The sequence below is a fragment of the Bosea sp. 124 genome, assembly GCF_003046175.1.
GTDB lineage: Bacteria > Pseudomonadota > Alphaproteobacteria > Rhizobiales > Beijerinckiaceae > Allobosea.
Genome location: NZ_PZZM01000001.1, coordinates 1,788,334 through 1,806,811 on the forward strand (window position 1 = coordinate 1,788,334; position 18,478 = coordinate 1,806,811).

19 protein-coding genes are annotated in these 18,478 nt (G+C 68.0%); 13 read left to right on the plus strand and 6 right to left on the minus strand.

The window, feature by feature from the left end; translation table 11 throughout:
* Positions 1-73 precede the first annotated feature (73 nt).
* Entirely contained in the window at positions 74-841 is a 768-nt protein-coding gene (locus tag C8D03_RS08340; protein ID WP_108045847.1) for an IclR family transcriptional regulator, read from the plus strand.
* Positions 842-855: 14 nt separating this feature from the next.
* A complete protein-coding gene (locus C8D03_RS08345) occupies positions 856-1,746 on the plus strand; it encodes an aldose epimerase family protein (protein WP_108045848.1) in 891 nt (296 codons plus the stop codon).
* Between the two features lie 3 nt (positions 1,747-1,749).
* Here C8D03_RS08345 and C8D03_RS08350 read toward each other — a convergent pair whose 3' ends face one another.
* Positions 1,750-2,400, minus strand: coding sequence for a L,D-transpeptidase (locus C8D03_RS08350; protein WP_108045849.1), 651 nt, complete (start codon positions 2,398-2,400; stop codon positions 1,750-1,752).
* Between the two features lie 258 nt (positions 2,401-2,658).
* Here C8D03_RS08350 and C8D03_RS08355 point away from each other — a divergent pair, with 258 nt between their 5' ends.
* Positions 2,659-3,411 carry a sulfite exporter TauE/SafE family protein gene (locus C8D03_RS08355; RefSeq protein ID WP_108045850.1) on the plus strand — a complete coding sequence of 251 codons (753 nt, stop codon included), beginning with the start codon at positions 2,659-2,661 and terminating at the stop codon, positions 3,409-3,411.
* 14 nt (positions 3,412-3,425) lie between these two features.
* Here C8D03_RS08355 and C8D03_RS08360 read toward each other — a convergent pair whose 3' ends face one another.
* Positions 3,426-4,142 carry a carbonic anhydrase gene (locus tag C8D03_RS08360; protein ID WP_108045851.1) on the minus strand — a complete coding sequence of 239 codons (717 nt, stop codon included), beginning with the start codon at positions 4,140-4,142 and terminating at the stop codon, positions 3,426-3,428.
* 467 nt (positions 4,143-4,609) lie between these two features.
* Here C8D03_RS08360 and hisF point away from each other — a divergent pair, with 467 nt between their 5' ends.
* The 6 genes from hisF (at position 4,610) to C8D03_RS08390 (ending at position 9,174) form a co-directional block, all read left to right on the plus strand.
* Positions 4,610-5,371: an imidazole glycerol phosphate synthase subunit HisF gene (gene hisF, locus C8D03_RS08365; RefSeq protein ID WP_108045852.1), complete on the plus strand. Its 762-nt coding sequence runs from the start codon at positions 4,610-4,612 to the stop codon at positions 5,369-5,371.
* 4 nt (positions 5,372-5,375) lie between these two features.
* The gene (locus C8D03_RS08370) at positions 5,376-5,696 is read left to right on the plus strand and encodes a phosphoribosyl-ATP diphosphatase (RefSeq protein WP_108045853.1); all 321 of its coding nucleotides are present in this window, start codon (positions 5,376-5,378) and stop codon (positions 5,694-5,696) included.
* A gap of 69 nt (positions 5,697-5,765) precedes the next feature.
* On the plus strand, positions 5,766-6,725 hold the full coding sequence (gene coaA / locus C8D03_RS08375) for a type I pantothenate kinase (RefSeq protein WP_465246433.1): 960 nt from the start codon (positions 5,766-5,768) through the stop codon (positions 6,723-6,725).
* A 52-nt stretch (positions 6,726-6,777) separates the two neighbouring features.
* Positions 6,778-7,224, plus strand: a complete 447-nt coding sequence (locus tag C8D03_RS08380; protein WP_108045855.1) for a YqaA family protein — start codon at positions 6,778-6,780, stop codon at positions 7,222-7,224.
* 74 nt (positions 7,225-7,298) lie between these two features.
* Positions 7,299-7,649 (plus strand): RidA family protein, encoded by a 351-nt coding sequence (locus tag C8D03_RS08385; protein ID WP_108051384.1) that lies wholly within the window; start codon positions 7,299-7,301, stop codon positions 7,647-7,649.
* Between the two features lie 133 nt (positions 7,650-7,782).
* The gene (locus C8D03_RS08390) at positions 7,783-9,174 is read left to right on the plus strand and encodes a hypothetical protein (protein WP_146170113.1); all 1,392 of its coding nucleotides are present in this window, start codon (positions 7,783-7,785) and stop codon (positions 9,172-9,174) included.
* A gap of 6 nt (positions 9,175-9,180) precedes the next feature.
* Here C8D03_RS08390 and C8D03_RS08395 read toward each other — a convergent pair whose 3' ends face one another.
* A complete protein-coding gene (locus tag C8D03_RS08395; protein ID WP_108045857.1) occupies positions 9,181-10,341 on the minus strand; it encodes an aminotransferase in 1,161 nt (386 codons plus the stop codon).
* Between the two features lie 309 nt (positions 10,342-10,650).
* Between C8D03_RS08395 and C8D03_RS08400 the strand changes: the two genes are divergently transcribed.
* The 3 genes from C8D03_RS08400 (at position 10,651) to C8D03_RS08410 (ending at position 15,007) form a co-directional block, all read left to right on the plus strand.
* Positions 10,651-12,135, plus strand: coding sequence for a cobyric acid synthase (locus tag C8D03_RS08400; protein WP_248308401.1), 1,485 nt, complete (start codon positions 10,651-10,653; stop codon positions 12,133-12,135).
* A 239-nt stretch (positions 12,136-12,374) separates the two neighbouring features.
* Positions 12,375-12,971 (plus strand): TetR/AcrR family transcriptional regulator, encoded by a 597-nt coding sequence (locus tag C8D03_RS08405; RefSeq protein WP_248308402.1) that lies wholly within the window; start codon positions 12,375-12,377, stop codon positions 12,969-12,971.
* Positions 12,972-13,042: 71 nt separating this feature from the next.
* Complete coding sequence (locus tag C8D03_RS08410; protein ID WP_108045858.1) at positions 13,043-15,007, plus strand: nucleoside-diphosphate sugar epimerase/dehydratase; 1,965 nt, start codon at positions 13,043-13,045, stop codon at positions 15,005-15,007.
* Here C8D03_RS08410 and C8D03_RS08415 read toward each other — a convergent pair.
* A complete protein-coding gene (locus C8D03_RS08415; protein ID WP_108045859.1) occupies positions 14,931-15,860 on the minus strand; it encodes an NAD-dependent epimerase/dehydratase family protein in 930 nt (309 codons plus the stop codon). The genes C8D03_RS08410 and C8D03_RS08415 overlap by 77 nt on opposite strands.
* Positions 15,857-16,873, minus strand: a complete 1,017-nt coding sequence (locus C8D03_RS08420) for an MraY family glycosyltransferase (RefSeq protein WP_108045860.1) — start codon at positions 16,871-16,873, stop codon at positions 15,857-15,859. Before C8D03_RS08420 ends, C8D03_RS08415 begins: the two co-directional genes overlap by 4 nt.
* A gap of 192 nt (positions 16,874-17,065) precedes the next feature.
* Here C8D03_RS08420 and C8D03_RS08425 point away from each other — a divergent pair, with 192 nt between their 5' ends.
* Complete coding sequence (locus tag C8D03_RS08425) at positions 17,066-17,527, plus strand: MmcB family DNA repair protein (protein ID WP_108045861.1); 462 nt, start codon at positions 17,066-17,068, stop codon at positions 17,525-17,527.
* On the opposite strand, the gene C8D03_RS08430 is transcribed toward C8D03_RS08425, so the two are convergent.
* Positions 17,524-18,459 (minus strand): LysR family transcriptional regulator, encoded by a 936-nt coding sequence (locus C8D03_RS08430; RefSeq protein WP_108045862.1) that lies wholly within the window; start codon positions 18,457-18,459, stop codon positions 17,524-17,526. The genes C8D03_RS08425 and C8D03_RS08430 overlap by 4 nt on opposite strands.
* Positions 18,460-18,478: the final 19 nt, after the last annotated feature.

The following is an 18,478-nucleotide window of genomic DNA, read 5'->3' on the forward strand; positions in this document are numbered from 1 at the left end:
TCCTCGATATGTGCGTTTATCGCACACTATTCTGATAATCGAACTTTAGGTGGCAAGAGGCGGGCGGTCAAGGATGGCTGGCGAGGCACCCGACCGCGACCACATGGCCGCCCTCGAAAAGGGGCTGGCGGTGATCGAGTGCTTCGACGCCGCCCATGACAGGCTCACCATCGCCGATGTCGCCCGCGCGACCGAGCTCTCCCGCGCAGCCGCCCGGCGCTGCCTGCTGACCCTGACCAGGATCGGCTATGCCGAATTCGACGGAAAGTTCTTCCGGCTGACGCCGCGCGTGCTGCGGCTCGGCCATGCCTGGCTGGCCTCGACCGCGCTGCCGCAACTGGTGCAGCCCTTTCTGGAGCGCCTCTCCGAGGAAACCCACGAATCCTCCTCGGCCTCGCTGCTCGACGGGCATGAGATCGTCTATATCGCGCGCTCGGCGCAAAGGCGGATCATGTCGGTCGGCCTCTCCGTCGGCACGCGGCTGCCGGCCTTCTGCACCTCGATGGGCCGCGTGCTGCTGGCCTTTCGCGATCCCGCCGACGCACAGGCGCGCATCCTCGCCGGCAAGCCGCGCGCCCTGACGCAGCACACGGTGACCGATCCGGCGCGATTGGCCGAGATCCTCGCCGGCGTGCGCGCGCAGGGCCACTGCATCGTCGATCAGGAACTCGAACTGGGGCTGATCTCGCTCGCCGTGCCGCTGTTCAATGCACGCGGCGAGGTCATTGCGGCGTTCAACATCTCCGGCCAGGTCCAGCGCGCCTCGGCCGAAGAGATGGCGGAGCGCTTCCTGCCGCGGATGCGCAGCCTGCAGGCCATGCTCCGCCCGCTGATCACCTGAAGGACAAGGCCGTGATGCTCCACCTCCAAGCCGGACCGCTGCGTGCCCGCATCTATCCCGAGGCGGGCGGCATCATCGCCGCGCTGGAATGGCGCGGGCCGGACGGGCGTCGGCACAAGCTGCTGCATGCGCCGGACGGCGCCGTGCCCTCGACGGCAGCGCCCAGCATGATGGGAAGCTGGGCGATGGCGCCCTTCGCCAACCGTGCCTTCGACGGCGTCATTGATGACGGCGTGACGCACTTCCAGGTCCCGGACAACAACCCGCGCGGAGGCGGCAACATCCACGGCTTCGGGTGGCAGTCTGCCTGGGACATACTCGGTCAGACCGAAAGTCATACCGTGCTGGAACACCGCCGCAGCGCGGGTCCGGACCCCTATCGCTACCGGGTCCGCCAGGAGATCGGCCTCGACGAGGGCGGTCTGACTATCGCGCTTTCGATCACCAACGAGGCGGACCAGACCCTGCCCTTCGGCATCGGCCACCATCCCTGGTTTCCCTGCGCCGCCGACACGCGGCTCGGCATGGCGGCGGGCGGTGCGCTGATCCTCGGCGACGCCTTCCGCGCGACGGGGTCCGAGCCGCTGGCCGGAGGCGGTCCCTATGCTGGCAAGCCGGTCTTCGCCACCGGACGCGAAACGGCCTGGAGCTTCCTCGGCTGGGATGGCACGGCGCGGATCGAGACGCCCTCAACCGGGCTCGCGATCACGCTGACGGCGAGCGAGAGCCTGCGCTGCCCTGTCGTCTGGGCTCCGGCGGGGGCCGAATTCCTCTGCGTCGAGCCCCAGAGCCACGCCATCGGGTCGCCGAGCGAGAAGGCCGCACGGGAGGCCGCGCCGCTCACGCGCCTCGAACCGGGCGAGATGCTGGAAGGCTGGCTCCGGATCGCGCCGGAGGCGATCTGAGCGTCAGCGCCAGCGCGGGCCAGTCTCGTGATAGCGCTGCACGTTGTAGGGCTGGTAGCCATAGGCTCCGGCCGGCAAGGCGGGACGCAGCAGGATCTGCTCGCGGGCCGTATCCCAGTTCGGAGCCTTGCGCTGTTGGGCCACGGTCGCGCCCTGCTTGGCCTTGAGCTTGGCGACCTTGAGCTTGGCGCCACCCGACGCCTTGGCGAACTGCGAGAGATTGTCGGGAGCCGCGCCGTTCAGCGCGATGCGGGTCTGGCCAGCACCGTGCTTCTTGACCAGCGCGAAGAGCTTGGCGGCGTTGGCCGGGTGCAGCCGGATGCAGCCATGCGAGGCCGGCCGGCCGAGTGCGCCGACGGCCGTCGTGCCGTGGATGGCATAGCCGCCGCGGAAGAAGACGGCATTGGGCATCGCACCGCCATATTTCCGCGAATACCAGTTCTTCTCCAGCCGTGTCGGGCGATAGACGCCGTTGGGCGTGCGATAGCCCTTCCGGCCGGACGAAATCGCCCAGTTGTAGCTCTCGCCCTCGGTGGTCGTGACCTGAATGCGCTGGGCTAAGATGTCGACCCGGACATCGACGCCGGCCTGGGCCGAGGCGACGCCTGCGAGAGACAGGACAAGGGCGGCCAGCAGGCCGAACATGCGACGCATCACACCCACTCCGAAAGACGCAACTGTTGAACGCTGTGGCCTTGTCGGGTTTGCAGGATCGACCTTGCAGAATCGAGCTTGCAGCCGCCGCCATTCGTCTCAGGAAGCGCCCGCGGGGCCGTGCTTGTAAAGCGCAAAGCCGAAATGTGGTTTCCGACCCGCCCGCGACGCCGCCGCGCCCTGCCGCAGCCATGCTTTGCCGCTGGCCCCGCGCCAGTGTAGCAGGGCTAACCGTCTTCCTCCCGCCACCGTGCCCCCATGCTCGACACGCTTCTGCCGGCCGGCGTCGCGCCGGCCATCGCCCTGCTGCTGATCGCGGTCAGCTTCATGACCTCGGCCTTCACCGCCGCCTTCGGCATCGGCGGCGGGGTGGCGATGCTCGGCGCACTGGCCGGGACGGTGCCGCCCGCAGTCATCATCGCCGTGCATGGGCTGGTGCAGGTCGGCTCCAATGTCGGGCGCACCTTCGTGCAGCGGGCGCACGCCGTCTGGCCGCTGGTCGCGCGCTTCACCGCGGGCTCCATCGTCGGCGTGCTGATCGGCGCTTTCCTCGTCGTCGAACTGCCGGAGCGCATCCTCCTCGGCCTGCTCGGTCTCTTCATCCTGGTGATGGCCTGGCTGCCGAAGCCGCGCATTCCGGGCCTGTCATCGACCGGGCTGATCATCGGCGGCGGTCTTTCGACGATCATCACGATGTTCGTCGGCGCGACCGGCCCTTTCGTGCAGGCACTTCTGCTGCCGCTCGGGCTGGATAAGCGCCAGCTCATCGCAACCCATGCCGCCTGCACGACGATCCAGCACCTGCTCAAGGTCTTCGCCTTCGGGGCGCTCGGCTTTGCCTTCGCCGACTGGCTGCCGCTGATCGCAGCGATGATCGTCTCGGGCTTCGCCGGGACGATGCTCGGAACGAAGCTCCTGGAAAGCCTGCCGGAACGCTGGTTCCTCGCCGCGATCAAGACGATCCTGACGATCGTCGGGATCGACCTGCTACGGCGTGCCGCGGGGTACTGAGGCTCGCGGCAGCGTCAGATCAACTTCACCTTGCCGGTGGCGAGTTCGTAGATGCCGCCGACGACAGTGAGCTTCTTATCGGCAATGCGCTGGGCGAGGATCGGCGCGGCGTTCTTCAGCCGCTCGACATTGAGGCGCACGTTCGCCTCCGTGGCCGCTTCCAGCACGTTCGCCGCGCCGGCCTTCTGGGCCTCGAGAACGGCAGGCTTGATCGCGTTGACCAGCGAGGGCAGGTGGCCGGGAAGCTGCGTGCCGTTCTTGACCACGTCGATGGTCGAAGCGATGGCGCCGCAACTGGTGTGACCGAGCACGAGGATCAGCGGCGACTGCAGCACGGCGGCGCCGAATTCGAGGCTGGCGAGCCCATCCTCATTGACGAAGTTGCCGGCCAGCCGGACCACGAAGAGATCACCGGCGCTCTGGTCGAAGGCGAGTTCCGGCGCGAGGCGCGAATCGGCGCAGCTGACGATCGAGGCGAAAGGATGCTGCGAGCGGGCGCGAGCGGCACGCCCGGCGGAGAAATCGCGCTCATTGGGCTTGTTCGCAGCATAGCGGGCATTGCCCGCCATCAACCGCTTCAGCGCCGCCTCACCGCTCAGCGGCGTCGGCGTGGTGGTGACGCCCTGCGCCATGGCCGGCCCGGCCAGTCCGCCCGCAAGAGCGAGCCCGGCGCCGACCCCGAGGAAGGAGCGGCGGGACGGCGAGGCGTTCGAGGCGCAGCGTTCGCACATGGCGGCTATCCTTCGCGAGAGCGGCCACCCTCGGCATTGCCCGATGGTGGTATAAGCGTTGCCATGGTTGCACAGTCCAAACTCTGCAGCCATCTCGCTCGGGCGACGGGGCTTGCGTCTGGTTCGACCGCTTCGACTGCGGCGGGCTCGTCCTGCTGCAGGCCCATTGTGCGAGCGCGTCCGACGACGATGACGGGCCGAACGGGTTCATGCTCGGCGGTCAGGAGATCATGCCGCGTCTCGCATTCGCATCTCCGCACCATCGTCAACGGCCGGGGAACTGAGGAACTGGTCTTGCACGATCGCGCCGGCAGCGGAATCGCGCTCGCGCCGGGTTTCCTCGCCGAGAGCGACGCCTGCTTCAGGATGTTCTGGAGCTGGATCGCCGAGACCTGCCAGGCAAAGGTGACGGGACGGGCAAAATCCGGCATAGGCTGGCGGCATCCGCCTCGAAAGCCGGCCGCGCCATGCTCAAGACCCGCATCATCCCCTGCCTCGACGTCAAGGACGGCCGCGTCGTCAAGGGCGTGAAATTCCTCGACCTCGTCGATGCGGGCGATCCCGTCGAGGCCGCCAAGGCCTATGACGCCGCCGGTGCCGACGAACTCTGCTTCCTCGACATCACCGCGAGCCATGAGGACCGCGGCATCCTGTTCGATGTCGTGACCCGCACGGCCGAGGCGTGCTTCATGCCGCTGACGGTCGGCGGCGGCGTGCGCAAGGTCGAGGATATCCGCGCGCTGCTGCTGGCGGGCGCCGACAAGGTCTCGATCAACACCGCCGCCGTCACCAACCGGCAGTTCGTCAGGCAGGCGGCGGAGAAGTTCGGCGACCAGTGCATCGTCGTCGCCATCGACGCCAAGCAGGTGACGCCGGGGCGCTGGGAGATCTTCACCCATGGCGGGCGCAATCCGACGGGGCTGGACGCCATCGCCTTCGCGCGCGAGGTCGTTTCGCTGGGCGCAGGCGAGCTACTGGTCACCTCGATGGACCGCGACGGCACCAAGGTCGGCTACGATCTCGGCCTGACGGCGGCGATCGCGCATGCGGTCACGGTCCCGGTCATCGCATCGGGCGGCGTCGGCGATCTCGACGATCTCGTGAATGGCGTGACGCAAGGCCATGCCTCGGCCGTGCTCGCGGCCTCGATCTTCCATTTCGGCACCTACACCATCGGCCAGGCCAAGGCGCATATGGCGGCTGCCGGGCTGGCGATGCGGCTGGATTGACGCGATGACCGCCTTTACGCTTTCCGATCTCGAAGCCCGCATCGCGGAGCGCGCCGCCGCCCCGCCCGATGAATCCTGGACGGCGAAGCTGCTCGCCGCCGGCCCCGAACGTGCCGCCAAGAAGTTCGGCGAGGAGGCGGTCGAGGCCGTTATCGCCGCTGTGAAGGGCGATCGGGACGAGCTGATCGCCGAGAGTGCGGACGTGCTCTATCATCTCTTGGTTGTACTCAAGGCCCGCGATGTTGCATTGCAGGACGTCTTGAGCCAGCTTGAAGCCCGCACGGTACGCTCCGGTCTGGCGGAGAAAGCCGCGCGGCCCCGTTGAGAAGCCGAGGCTAGTCCTGCGTTGAACCTCGAAGCCTGGAATGCGGGTCGCCTCATGGACCAGCGTGTGATGCCCGCTCCGGCCCTCCCCGAACTGGATTCGCCCTATCGCAGTTTCACCCGCGACGAGTGGGCGCATCTGCGCGCCGATACGCCGCTGACGCTGTCGGTCGACGACCTGACCAAGCTGCAATCGATCAACGACCCGATCTCGCTCGACGAGATCGTGGCGATCTACCTGCCGCTGTCGCGCCTGCTCTCGCTCTATGTCGCCGCCACGCAGGGGCTGTTCAAGGCGACGCAGCGCTTCCTGCTGGCCGAGGCCGAGGTCAAGGTTCCCTATATCATCGGCGTGGCCGGCTCGGTCGCGGTCGGCAAGTCGACCACGGCGCGCGTGCTCAAGGCGTTGCTGTCGCGCTGGCCGAACACGCCCAAGGTCGAGCTCGTCACCACCGACGGCTTCCTTCTGCCGAATGCCGAGCTGGAGCGGCGCGGGCTGATGCAGCGCAAGGGCTTCCCCGAGAGCTATGACGGCTCGGCGATCCTGCGCTTCCTCTCCGATATCAAGGCCGGCAAGCCGCAGGTGAAGGCGCCGGTCTATTCCCACCTCGTCTACGACGTGATGCCGGGCGAGACGGTCACGGTCGAACGGCCCGACATCCTGATCCTCGAGGGTCTGAACGTCCTGCAGCCGAGCCGCATGCCGAGGGATGGCACGGTGATCCCCTTCGTCTCGGATTATTTCGACTTCTCGGTCTATCTCGATGCCGACGAGAACGATCTGCACCGCTGGTACGTCAACCGCTTCATGACGCTGCGCCAGACGGCCTTCCGCGATCCGCGCTCCTTCTTCCGGAAATATGCCGAGATCGGCGAGGACGAGGCGCTATCGATCGCCGAAAGCCTCTGGACCGGCATCAACCTGCCGAATCTTCAGGAAAACATCCTGCCGACCCGCCAGCGTGCCAGCCTGATCCTGACCAAGGGCGCGAGCCACCGCATCCAGCAGGTCGCGCTGCGCCGGCTCTGAGGAGAGCCGCTCATCGAACCGCCGCGGATCGCCCCCAGATGAGCAGCCCGTAATGGAGGCGTTCTGGTCGCTCGCCGGAATGGCGGGCGCGGCCTTTGTTGCCGCGACGCTGCTTCCGGCCCAGTCGGAGGCCGTCTTTCTCGGCCTGCTCGCCGCACGCACGGTCGATCCGCCGACGCTGTTCCTGGTCGCCAGCCTCGCCAACACGGCGGGCTCGGTGGTGAACTGGTGGCTGGGACGGCTCATCGCCCGACATGGCATCGACAAACTGCCACGGCGGCTGCGGCCCGATCCCCGCCGGCTGGCGCAGGCACAGGGCTGGTTCGCGCGCTTCGGCTGGCCCTCGCTGCTCTTCGCCTGGCTGCCCATCGGGGGCGACCCGCTGACCTTCGTCGCGGGCACGCTGAACTACCCGCTCGGCCGTTTCATTCTGCTCGTGTTCATCGGCAAGGCGGCACGCTACGTGGCTGTCTGGGCGGGCTGGGCGGCGATGGCCTGATTCGCAGCGTTTGCGTTTGCGAAAGAGCGCGGCACGGGCTACCAGCTAGCGCCCTTTTTATGGAGATTTTGATCATGAGCATTCAGCGCATCGCCATCGGTCCGCGCATGTCCAAGGCCGTCGTTCACGGCAACACCGTCTATCTGGCCGGCCAGGTCGCGGACAAGGCGGCCGGCAAGAGTGTCGCCGAGCAGACCGCCGACATCCTCGGCATCATCGACGGCCTTCTGGCCGAGGCCGGCAGCGACAAGAGCAAGCTTCTGATGGTCAATATCTGGCTCTCCGACATGTCGACCTTCGCCGAGATGAACGGCGTCTGGGACAAGTGGGTCGTCGCTGGCCAGACCCCGGGCCGTGCGACCGTCGAGGCCAAGCTGGCCGGGCCGCAGTTCACGGTCGAGATCGCGGTCATCGCCGCGAAGTGATCTAGGCCGGGAAGTTCCTGGCCGCAAAAGGAACCCCGGCCCGATCCTGGCCGCGTCGCAACGGCAGCCATGCCGGGAGACGCTCGGGATCGGTCGCCGGGGCGGAAGGTCATGGGAGAAAGGAGATGGCATCGTGACGACGCAGGATGACATGTCCACCGTGATCGCGCGCATCGCGGAGCGGCACGACGTGCCGCTCGGGGTGCTGCTGGCCATCGTCGCGAGCCTCGTCAAAGGCGGCACCAGGCCGAACCGGGCGAAGCTCGAACAGCAACTGACGCGCAAGGCCAAGGAGGTCCTGGCCCTGCGCCGCCGCCTGCAGCGGCCAGCGGACGATGCCGGCGTCGCCGAGCGGCGCGCGACGGCTGCCCGCGCGCTCGAAGCCGGCCAGTTCGGCGAGATCGACCGGGCGCTGGCCCAGCTCGAACTGCAGTTCTTCGGCGGCATGACCGATCTCGCCGCGATGCCGCAGGACCGGCGCCTCGCCGCGGGCGAGACCCGCGCCGATCGTGGCGCCACCACCATGCTCGAACTCACCCCCAAGGCGTATCGGGAGGCGGCCCAGCGCTATGCCGAGGCGACCGCGATCATCGGCACCGCCAATCTCGCACGCAGCCGCGAACTGTCGCTGGTCCAAGGCAATGCGCTCGCCCGGATCGGCGAGGATTTTGCCGATCCGGCGGGCTTCGAGGCAGCGATCGCGCATTACCGCAGCCTGCTTGCCGGGCTCGACAATTTCGAGGACACCGTCGCCTGGGCCGCCGTGCAGGAGCGGCTGGGCATGGCGTTGGCCGGCCTCGCCGCGCTGACCGGCAATGAATCCCTGCTCGACCAGGCCACATCCTGCTATCTGACCGCGCTGGAGGATCTCCGGCGCGAGCAGGCGCCGGCTCTCTGGCGCGCGCTGAAGGTTCGCCTCGCCCGAATCGCCGTCACGCTCGGCGAATCGCGCGAGGACGAGGCGCTGCTGGAGGAGGCGATCACCGCGCTGGCCACCGCGCTGGCCGTCTGGGAGCGCAAGAGCGACGAGGCGCGCTGGCTCGAGGCCGAGCACATGATCTCGCGCGCCCGCGCCGCTCTCGGCCGGCGCCGGAACGACCTCGCCCTGCTCGAGCGCGCCTTCAACGGCTTCAACCGGGTCACCCAGACGGTCGACAGGGCCCGCGAGCCGTTGCGCTGGGCCGAGTTGCAGGACCAGATGGGCGGCGTGCTCGCCGCCATGGGCGAGCGCTACGCCGAACCCGTCGTGCTGGAGGAGGCGATCGCCGCCTTCGGCTCGGCGCTCGAGGAGCGCCGTCGCGAGACGAGCCCGCAGCTCTGGGCGGCGAGTTCGGCCAATCAGGGGCTGGCCTCGATGAAGCTCGCCGCGCGTCTCAAGGATCCGACGCTGGCGCAGCGGGCCTTCATGCAGATCGCCGCCGCCGTCGAGGCGATGCGCGAGGCGGGCCACAGCGCCAACGCCGCCGAGTTGCAGAAGAAGCTGGTCATCGCCGGCGGCCTGGCCGAGGCGATGGGCAAGGCCTGAGCCGGTTCAGGCCGCCGAACTGGTCTTGCGCCGGCCGGCCAGCCGCTCCAGCGCGGCGTCGAGCGTGGCGTCGCGCTTGGCGAAGCAGAAGCGCACCACCGTCCTGACCGCACCCTGGTCATAGAAGGCGCTGACCGGGATCGCGGCGACGCCGCTCTCCATCACCAGACGCTTGCAGAAATCGATATCGTCGGTCTCGCCGAGCGGGGCGATGTCGACATTCAGGAAATAGGTGCCGACGCTGGGCAGCACGCTGAAGCCAAGACCCGCGAGGCCATCGGCGAAACGGTCGCGCGAGCGCTGGAAATCGGCCCGCATCCCTTCGAAATAGGCGTCCTCCTTGCCGAGACCGTAGGCCACGGCGGTCTGCAGGTTCGGCGGGGTGGTGAAGGTGATGTACTGATGCGCCTTCGCCAGCACCTTCATCAGCGCAGGCGCCGCCATCACCAGCCCTACCTTCCACCCGGTCAGCGAGAAAATCTTGCCCGCCGAGGAGATCTTGACCGTGCGCTCCCGCATGTCGGGGCGCCCCAGCACCGGGACATGCTTGCGGCCGTCGAAGACGACATGCTCCCAGACCTCGTCGCAGATCGCCACCGCATCATGGCGGACGCAGAAATCCGCGAGCAGGTCGAGATCGGCCTGGCTGAAGATCGTCGCGGTCGGGTTCAGCGGATTGTTGAACAGCACGACCTTCGTCCTGGGCGAGAAGGCCCTGGCCAGGGCTTCCTCGGTCAGGCCGAAGGCAGGCGGCGTCAGCGTCACGAATTTCGGGATGCCGCCGGCGCGGCGGACCAGCGGGACATAGGCATCGTACATCGGCTCGAACAGCACGACTTCGTCCCCGGGCGAGACCAGCGCCATCAGCGCACCGGCGATCGCCTCTGTGGCGCCCGAGGTCACCATGATCTCGCTGTCGGGATCGAGGTCGAGCCCCTGCCAGCGCTTGTAATGAGCGGCGGTGGCCTGGCGCAGCTCGGGCAGGCCCATCATCGGGGGATACTGGTTCCAGCCGTTCACGACCGCGTCCGCAGCCTTCTGGCGCACATCGAGCGGACCCGGATCGTCTGGAAAGCCCTGGCCGAGATTGACGGCGCCGGTCTCGCGCGCAAGCTGCGACATCACCTCGAAGACACTGGTCGGAAGGGCAGAGAAAATCGGATTCATCGCGGTCGGTCGCCTGCGGGCCAAAGGACTCGCCGGGCCTTTAGCATGAGGCCGGCCGGGACGCACGCAGCCCGTCGGTGGGGCAGGTCGGGGCCGAACAAATACGGAGTGATGATTATTGACATTCATCAGAGGTCAGTATCTATTGCTGCAAGCCGGTTCACGACGAGCGCCCGCTGCGACTTCGCCCCTTTGGCGTAGTGGGATTTGGCGTGAACCGGTGACCCTCCTTTCATTTGCAGGGCTGAAGTGCGCGGGACCGGCGCGACGCGCGGTTGCTCCTCGCCGGGTCGCCGCCTAAGCAGGCGCATGGGCATCTCCCGCACTCCCGCCGTCATGATCCTCGGCACCGGCTCCAATGTCGGCAAGTCACTGATCGTCGCAGGGCTCTGCCGGCTCTTCGCCGATCGCGGTCTGAAGGTCAGGCCGTTCAAGCCGCAGAACATGTCGAACAATGCGGCCGCCACCGCAGCCGGCGAGATCGGCCGGGCGCAGGCGCTGCAGGCGCGCGCCGCCCGAATCCCGCCGCATGTCGACATGAACCCGGTGTTGCTCAAGCCCGAAAGCGAAGCCGGCAGCCAGATCATCCTGCAGGGCCGCGTTGCCGGGCATCTCGCCTCGGGCGACTTCGCGCGGCGCGGCGACTTCCTGCCGAAGGTGCTGGAGAGTTTCGAGCGCCTCTCGGCAGATGCCGATCTCGTTGTCGTCGAGGGCGCCGGCTCGCCGGCCGAGACCAATCTGCGCGCCCGCGACATCGCCAATCTCGGCTTCGCCCGCGCCGCCGGCGTGCCTGCGATCCTGGTCGGCGACATCGACCGCGGCGGCGTCATCGCCAGCCTCGTCGGCACCCATGCGGTGCTGGACGAAGCCGACCGGGCGATGATCCGCGCTTTCGCGGTCAATCGCTTCCGGGGCGAGATCGCGCTGTTTAACGACGGCGTCGAGACCATCCGCGAGGCAACCGGCTGGTCCTGTCTCGGCGTCGTGCCCTGGTTTGCCGCAGCGTCGCGCCTGCCGGCGGAGGACGGACTCGATCTGCGCCAGCTCACCGCAAGGCCCGGCGCGGGGCTCAGGATCGCCGTGCCGATCCTCCCCGGCATGGCGAATTTCGACGATCTCGACCCGCTGAAGCTCGAACCGGCGGTCGATCTCGTCATGGTCGCCCCCGGACAGGCGCTGCCGGGCGATGCCGATCTCGTCATCCTGCCGGGCTCGAAGACAACGCTCAGGGATCTCGCGGCTTTGCGGGCGCAGGGCTGGGACATCGACATCCTCGCCCATCGCCGGCGCGGTGGGCATATCGTCGGTCTCTGCGGCGGCTACCAGATGCTCGGCCGCATGGTGCGCGATCCGCTCGGCCTGGAAGGCCCGGCCGGAGAGGCTCCCGGCCTCGGCCTTCTCGACGTCGAGACGGTGCTGGAGGGTGCCAAGACCGTGCGCGAGGTCGATTTCGTCCATGCTCCCAGCGCATCGACGGGCCGCGCCTACGAAATCCATCTCGGCCGGACCGACGGGGCCGACACCGCCCGCGCGCCGTTCAGGGTGGGCGACCGGGCGGAAGGGGCGACGAGCCCAGACGGGCGCGTCGTCGGCAGCTATCTGCACGGCGTCTTCTCTTCTGACCCGGTACGCGCGGCCTGTCTCGCAGCGTTTTCGGGCAGCAGCGTTTCCTCGATGCTCGCCTATGAGGATGATGTCGAGGCGACGCTCGACGGCCTCGCCGCCCATCTCGCGCGCCATCTCGACATCGAGGCCATTCTCGCTCTGGCCCATGCGCGCGAAGCGCAGGGGTGACAAGCGTGCTGCATGCGGAACACCGCCGTCGCAGGGCGCGTTTCGTCCGCGGCAGGGATTGCGGCCCGTGGCCTGCGGCGTTTTCGGCCCGTTGGCTTAATCCAGATCAATGCATGACGGCACGTGTCAGGAGATCATCATGAAAGACGTTATTCTCCATGATGTTGACGAATGACGAAATTCGTCATACCGATCAATTCCCACCGCCAGCCGCCGACCAAACGAAACAGGCAGAAGCCGTGAGTCTTCCCGAGCGCGACACGAGGCAAAGTATCGTCGATACCGCCGAACGCTTCTTCCGCGACATCGGCTACCAGAAGACGACTGTCGCCGACATCGCCAAGTCGCTGCGCATGAGCCCGGCCAACGTCTATCGCTTCTTCGATTCCAAGAAGTCAATCAACGAGGCTGTTCTGGCGCGCTTCAAGGGCGAGCTCGAGGAATCGCTGTCGCTGATCATCGCCGAAGCGCGCCCGGCCGGCAGCCGGCTGCGCGAGATGCTGCTGACCGCCCACCGGATCAATCAGGCCCGCTTCGCCGACCAGCAGCGCATGCAGGAGATGGTCTGCGCGGCGATGGAGGAGAGCTGGGACGCGATCCTCGGCCATATCGAGCGCTTCGATACGCTGCTCGGCCGCGTCGTCGCCGAAGGCGTCGCCAATGGCGAGTTCCGAGCGCTCGATCCGATAGCCGCCACGCAGTGCATCCGGACGGCGATGATCCGTTTCCAGCACCCCCTGCTGATGGCGCAATGCGAGCGCATTCCCGGCCCGTCGGCCGAGGAGATGATCGACTTCATCATGGCCGCGCTCGAACAGCCGAAGGCCGACGCCTGACCGGCGCTGCGAACCTTCCGCCGCCCGGCCGCGTTGACAAGGCGTCGACGGAGCAGGATACCCCGCCTGTCATGGCCAGTCTCCCCAAGCAGAGCTTCAAGAAGCTCGCCGTCATCCTCCACGATCTCGTGGTCACGGCGCTGGCGATCTGGCTCGTCTTCGTCGTCCGCTTCGAGGGCTGGCAGCTCGACGAGCATCTGCGCTACCTGCCGCGGTTCCTGCCGTTCTTCGTCGCCTATGCCGGGCTGGTGTACTGGTTCTTCTCGCTCTACCGCTCGAAATGGCGCTTCGCGTCGCTGCCGGACCTGTCGAACATCGTCAAGGCGACCTCGATCCTGACGCTGACGCTGCTGGTGGTCGACTACATTCTCGTCGCCCCGAATTTCTACGGCGCCTTCTATTTCGGCAAGATCTCTATCGCGCTCTACTGGCTGGTGCAGGTGTCGCTGCTCGGCGGCCCGCGGCTCGCCTATCGCTACTTCAAATTCTCCCGCACCCGCCGGAACGCGGCACGTGAGGCCTCCCTGCCGGCGTTGCTGCTCGGGCGCGGCTTCGAAGTCGAGATGGTGATCCGCGCCATGGAGGCCGGCACGATGCGAAAGCTGCGGCCGGCCGGGATCCTGTCGCCGCGTGCCGACGATCTCGGCCAGTCGATCCGGGGCGTGCCCGTGCTCGGCCTGCTTTCGGAGATCGAGCAGATCGCAGGCGACGCCGCCGAGCGCGGCGAGGGCTTCCGCCGCATCGTCGCGACACCGAGCGCGCTCGTGCCGGAGGCGGAACCCGACAAATGGCTCGCCCGCACCCGCAAGCTGTCGCTGCCAATCTCGCGCATCGAGACGCTCGGCGAAGGCGTGCGCGATTCCGAACTGGCACCGCTGGAGATCGAGGACCTGCTGGTACGCTCGACCGTCAGGATCGACCGCAACCGGCTCGGCACCTTCTTGAAGGGCAAGCGCGTCATCGTCACCGGCGGTGGCGGCTCGATCGGCTCGGAGATCTGCCTGCGCTGTGCCGCTTTCGGCGCCGCCGAACTCCTGATCGTCGAGAGTTCGGAGCCGGCGCTGTTCCAGGTGACGGAGCAGCTCATCGCCCAGGCGCATGACACGATCGTCTCCGGCGCGCTGGCGGATGTCCGCGACCGGGCCAGGATCACACCGCTGTTCACGGCATTCGCGCCCGACATCGTCATCCATGCCGCGGCGCTGAAGCATGTGCCCTATCTCGAGGCGGACTGGAGCGAGGGCGTCAAGACCAACATCTTCGGCTCGGTCAACGTCACCGATGCGGCGATCGCCGCCAATGCGAAGATCTTCGTGCTGATCTCGACCGACAAGGCAATCGAGCCCGTCTCGATGCTGGGCGCGACCAAGCGTTTCGCCGAGATGTACGCACAGTCGCGTGATGCCGAATTCGTCGCGGCCGCCGCGGGCATGAGGCTGGTCGCCGTGCGCTTCGGCAATGTGCTGGGCTCGGTCGGCTCTGTGGTGCCGAAATTCAAGGCGCAGATCGCGCGCGGTGGGCCCTTGACCGTCACCAGCCCGGACATGATCCGTTATTTCATGACGATCCGGGAAGCCTGCGACCTCGTCTTGACGGCGGCGTCGCATGCCCGCTCGGACGGTCCCGAAGCCGAGCGCGCCGCCGTCTACGTCCTCAAGATGGGCCAGCCGGTCAAGATCATGGATCTGGCCGAGCGGATGATCCGCCTCGCCGGCTTCGAGCCCGGCGAGGATATCGAGATCGCCGTCACCGGGGTGCGGCCGGGCGAACGCCTCAACGAGATCCTGTTCGCCCGCGACGAGCCGATGGCGGAGACGGGCCTCGACGGCGTCATGGCGGCCAAGCCCGTCTTTGCCAACCGGACGCGGCTGCAGGCCTGGCTGGTGCGGCTGGAGGCGGCGCTGAAGGCGGATGATCGCGTTGCCGCCGATGCGGTGCTCGACGAGGCGATCCCGGATTTCAGCCAGCGCCAGAAGACGCCGCCAAGCGCTCAAGAGCCGTCCGCGTCCCGGCCGGCGGCCGCCAGCCTGCCCTGAGCAGGCCTTCCGGCAGTGCCACGAGGCTGCCACTCAGCTTAACGAAGGCATCCTCGCGTCCGGCGAGACGCGCCGCCAGCCGCATGAGACCGGGAGGCACGGCGATCAGTCCCGGTCGGCGCCCCAGGCCGGCCCGCAATGCCGTCAGGATGCCGGCCACACTGATCGGCTCGGGATCGGCGAGCGTGAAGACGCGCCGCGCCGGGCATCTCGGCGTCAGCGCGAAGAGCACGGCGTCGGCAAGGTTCTCGACGGCGAGCAGCGAGCGCGGCGCGGTCAGCGCACCGAGCGGCAGCGGCACAGGCAACCGCGCCAGCCGCAGCAGCGCCGCCATATTGGCCTTCACGCCGGGTCCGTAAACCAGGACGGGGCGCAGCGCGACCCAGTCCAGATCGAGCCTGGCGAGGCCCTGTTCGGCTGCGAGCTTCGAGCGGCCATAGGCGTCGTCAGGCGCGGCAGCGTCGTCCTCGCGCAGCGGAGAGCCGTCAAAGGCGCCGCTCTGCGCCTTGATCGAGGAGACATAGACGAAACGGGTGACGCCGGCGCGGTAGGCCGCCTGCGCCAGATCGAGCGTGGCCTGCGTGTTGATGCGCCGGTACAGCGCCTCGTCGAGACCAGGACCCGCATGAGCGAGGCCGGCAAGGTGCACGACATGCGCCACGCCATCGACCGCCGCGCTCCAGTCGATGGGAGAGGCGAGGTCACCGGTCACGACGGCTTCGGTGTCGGCCGGAGCCGGCCCCGGGTCCCGCTGCGTCACACGCACGCGGTAGCCCGCCGTCTTCAGCGCGGCGACGACATGGGGGCCGATGAAACCGCCGGCACCTGTGACGAGGACGCGCTCACCACTCATGGAGCGGGTGCCCGCCTTGAGAAGCGCACCAGCAGCAGCACCGTCAGCAGCAGCGCGAGGGTGAGACAGGCGAGCTGAACCGCCATCGCCGGCAGCATGATGCTGATTGTCGCCAATCCGATCAAAACGAGATTGAGTAGCGCGATCTGCGTGACGACGGTCAGGACTCCATGCCCGTTCGTCGTTGCCTGCTGGTAGACATGAGAGCGATGCGCCTCCCAGATTCGCTCGCGGCGCGCCAGCCGGCGCAACAGCGTGATCGTGGCGTCGGCGACATGATAGAGCGGCAGGATCAGCGCCGCCGCAAGTGCGCCCGTCCCCGCCAGACGGTAGAGCAGATAAGCCGTGACGAGCCCGATCGGCAGCGAGCCGACATCTCCGAGGAAGAGCCGCGCGGTCGGCTTGTTGAAGGGTGCGAAGCCGAGCAGGCCACCGCAGAGGGCTGCCGCCAGCAGCGCCGTCCCCGGGTCGACCAGCCCGGCGCTTCCGGCCAGCGCCAGGGCACCGGCCAGCGGCACGAAGCCCGCGACGGTGATCCAGTCGATTCCGTCCATGAAATTGGTCAGATTGACGAACCAGATTCCGGCGAGCAGCGCGAGGCAGCGCTCCACGGCCAGCGGCATCGCCTCCGGAAACAGCCGGACATCGGGCGCCGCATAGACGATCACCACGGCGACACAGAGCGCCTGCAGGCCGAACCTCAGCCCCGCCGAGAGCGGCCTGATATCGTCCCAGGCGCCCACTACGGCCAGCGCGACGGCCGCCACGACGACGAAGGCGAGGCTGTCGGCGCCGGAGGGCAGCGGCAGGACCTGCAGGCCCAGCCACAGCGCGACGAAGGCGCCGGCCAGCACGGCGATGCCGCCGCCCTGAGGCGTCGGCACGCGATGGCTCGAGCGCGCGTTCGGCCGGGCCAGCGCGTAGCGGACCAGCAGCGGCCGCAACAGCACGCAAAGCAACGCCGAGATGGCCGCCGCGAGGGGCAGGATCAGAAGGGGGGCGAGACGTTCCAAAACGGGATCACCATGGCGGCATCGCGCCTTCCCTAGAGCATGGCGCCGGAAAGCGGGAGCCCGTTTTCATCCCTCGGCCCCGACCCTGACGACCCATTCTGTTGGAAATGGCGCCTCGAAGGCGCAGGGCCGACGTTGCAAATGCCGCGATCCGCGCTTGCCTTGCCTGGCACAAAGAGGGAACATGACGCTATGTCCCTCGTCGATTCCGTGTTCAATCCGCCATCCGCGCGCCCGGATATCACCCGCGCCGTCTGCCGCGGCGCGGCGCGGCACCTGCGCGAGCGCGGCTATGCCATCGTCAAGGAAATGACATTCGCCAATGGCCGGCGCGGCGACATCGTGGCGCTGTCGCCCTCGGGTGAATTGCTGGTGATCGAGGTCAAATCGGGCCTCCAGGACTACCGCGTCGACGGCAAATGGCCGGACTACCGCGATTACTGCGACGGCTTCCTCTTCGCCGTCGCGCCCGAATTTCCGCACGAGATCCTGCCTGACGACGTCGGCCTGATCGTCGCCGACGCCTATGGCGGCGCGCTGATCCGCGAGGCGCCGCGACACGCCCTCGCTCCGGCACGGCGCAAGGCGCTGACGATCGCCTTCGCCAAGCTGGCAGCGGGCCGGCTCGCGCTGGCCGAGGACCCGGGTTTCTAGAGACCGTTTGATACGGCCTTGGGCGGTGCCGTCAGATCGACCGTCTCGACAAGGAAGTCGATGAATGCGCGCACGCGGGCGGGCAGCCTGCCGCCATGGCCGACATAGACGGCGTGGATCGCCTCGACATCGCCTGGATTGAAGGCCTCCAGCACGCGCACGAGCCGGCCTGTCGCAATGTCGTTCCCGACATGGAACAGAGACAGCCGCGCCAACCCCTGTCCGTTGAGCGCGAGCACGCGGGCGCTTTCGCCGTCGCCGACCGCGACGCGGCCATGGGCCGGCACCGACATGCGCCGGCCATCGTCGCGGAACGACCATTCATCCGAGTGGCGCTGGAAATTGAAGGTGATCAGGTCGTGTCCGGCAAGATCGTCCCAGTGCCGGGGGGCGGGTTTCCGCGCGAGATAATCCGGCGAAGCCACGATCGCCATCGCGGCCTCGCCAAGCTTGCGCGCGACAAGCTGAGACGGGCGCAGCGGCCCGACGCGGATCGCGATCTCGGCACGCTCGTCCATCAGGTCGATGACCTGGTCGGTGATGGTGATGTCGAGATGGACATCCGGATGGCGCGCCGTGAAGCGCGGCACCAGCGGCAGCAGATAGTGCATGCCGAAGGGCACATTCGAATTGACCCGCAGCTTGCCGCGCGGAAGCTGGCAGGCGGCGACGGCGCGCTCGGCCTCGTCGAGGTCGTTCAGCACGCGCAGCGCATGCTGGTGGAAGGTCGCGCCCTCCTCGGTGAGCTGGAGCTTGCGGGTGGACCGGATCATCAGCCGGACGCCGAGCCTCGCCTCCAGCCGCGCCATCAGCTTGCTGATCGCGGACGGCGTCATGCGGAGCGCGCGCGCCGCCGGCGAGAAGCCGCCGAGTTCGACGATCCGCGCGAAGACCTCCATCTCGCCGGAGCGGTTGACCTCTGGCCGCGGCATGATGACTTCACCTCACAAT

Coding starts and splice junctions, on each gene's coding strand:
- C8D03_RS08340 (WP_108045847.1), top strand. CDS start 74: ATGGCTGGCGAGGCACCCGACCGCGACCACATGGCCGCCCTCGAAAAG.
- C8D03_RS08345 (WP_108045848.1), top strand. CDS start 856: ATGCTCCACCTCCAAGCCGGACCGCTGCGTGCCCGCATCTATCCCGAG.
- C8D03_RS08350 (WP_108045849.1), bottom strand. CDS start 2,400: ATGCGTCGCATGTTCGGCCTGCTGGCCGCCCTTGTCCTGTCTCTCGCA.
- C8D03_RS08355 (WP_108045850.1), top strand. CDS start 2,659: ATGCTCGACACGCTTCTGCCGGCCGGCGTCGCGCCGGCCATCGCCCTG.
- C8D03_RS08360 (WP_108045851.1), bottom strand. CDS start 4,142: ATGTGCGAACGCTGCGCCTCGAACGCCTCGCCGTCCCGCCGCTCCTTC.
- hisF (WP_108045852.1), top strand. CDS start 4,610: ATGCTCAAGACCCGCATCATCCCCTGCCTCGACGTCAAGGACGGCCGC.
- C8D03_RS08370 (WP_108045853.1), top strand. CDS start 5,376: ATGACCGCCTTTACGCTTTCCGATCTCGAAGCCCGCATCGCGGAGCGC.
- coaA (WP_465246433.1), top strand. CDS start 5,766: ATGCCCGCTCCGGCCCTCCCCGAACTGGATTCGCCCTATCGCAGTTTC.
- C8D03_RS08380 (WP_108045855.1), top strand. CDS start 6,778: ATGGAGGCGTTCTGGTCGCTCGCCGGAATGGCGGGCGCGGCCTTTGTT.
- C8D03_RS08385 (WP_108051384.1), top strand. CDS start 7,299: ATGAGCATTCAGCGCATCGCCATCGGTCCGCGCATGTCCAAGGCCGTC.
- C8D03_RS08395 (WP_108045857.1), bottom strand. CDS start 10,341: ATGAATCCGATTTTCTCTGCCCTTCCGACCAGTGTCTTCGAGGTGATG.
- C8D03_RS08400 (WP_248308401.1), top strand. CDS start 10,651: ATGGGCATCTCCCGCACTCCCGCCGTCATGATCCTCGGCACCGGCTCC.
- C8D03_RS08410 (WP_108045858.1), top strand. CDS start 13,043: ATGGCCAGTCTCCCCAAGCAGAGCTTCAAGAAGCTCGCCGTCATCCTC.
- C8D03_RS08415 (WP_108045859.1), bottom strand. CDS start 15,860: ATGAGTGGTGAGCGCGTCCTCGTCACAGGTGCCGGCGGTTTCATCGGC.
- C8D03_RS08425 (WP_108045861.1), top strand. CDS start 17,066: ATGTCCCTCGTCGATTCCGTGTTCAATCCGCCATCCGCGCGCCCGGAT.
- C8D03_RS08430 (WP_108045862.1), bottom strand. CDS start 18,459: ATGCCGCGGCCAGAGGTCAACCGCTCCGGCGAGATGGAGGTCTTCGCG.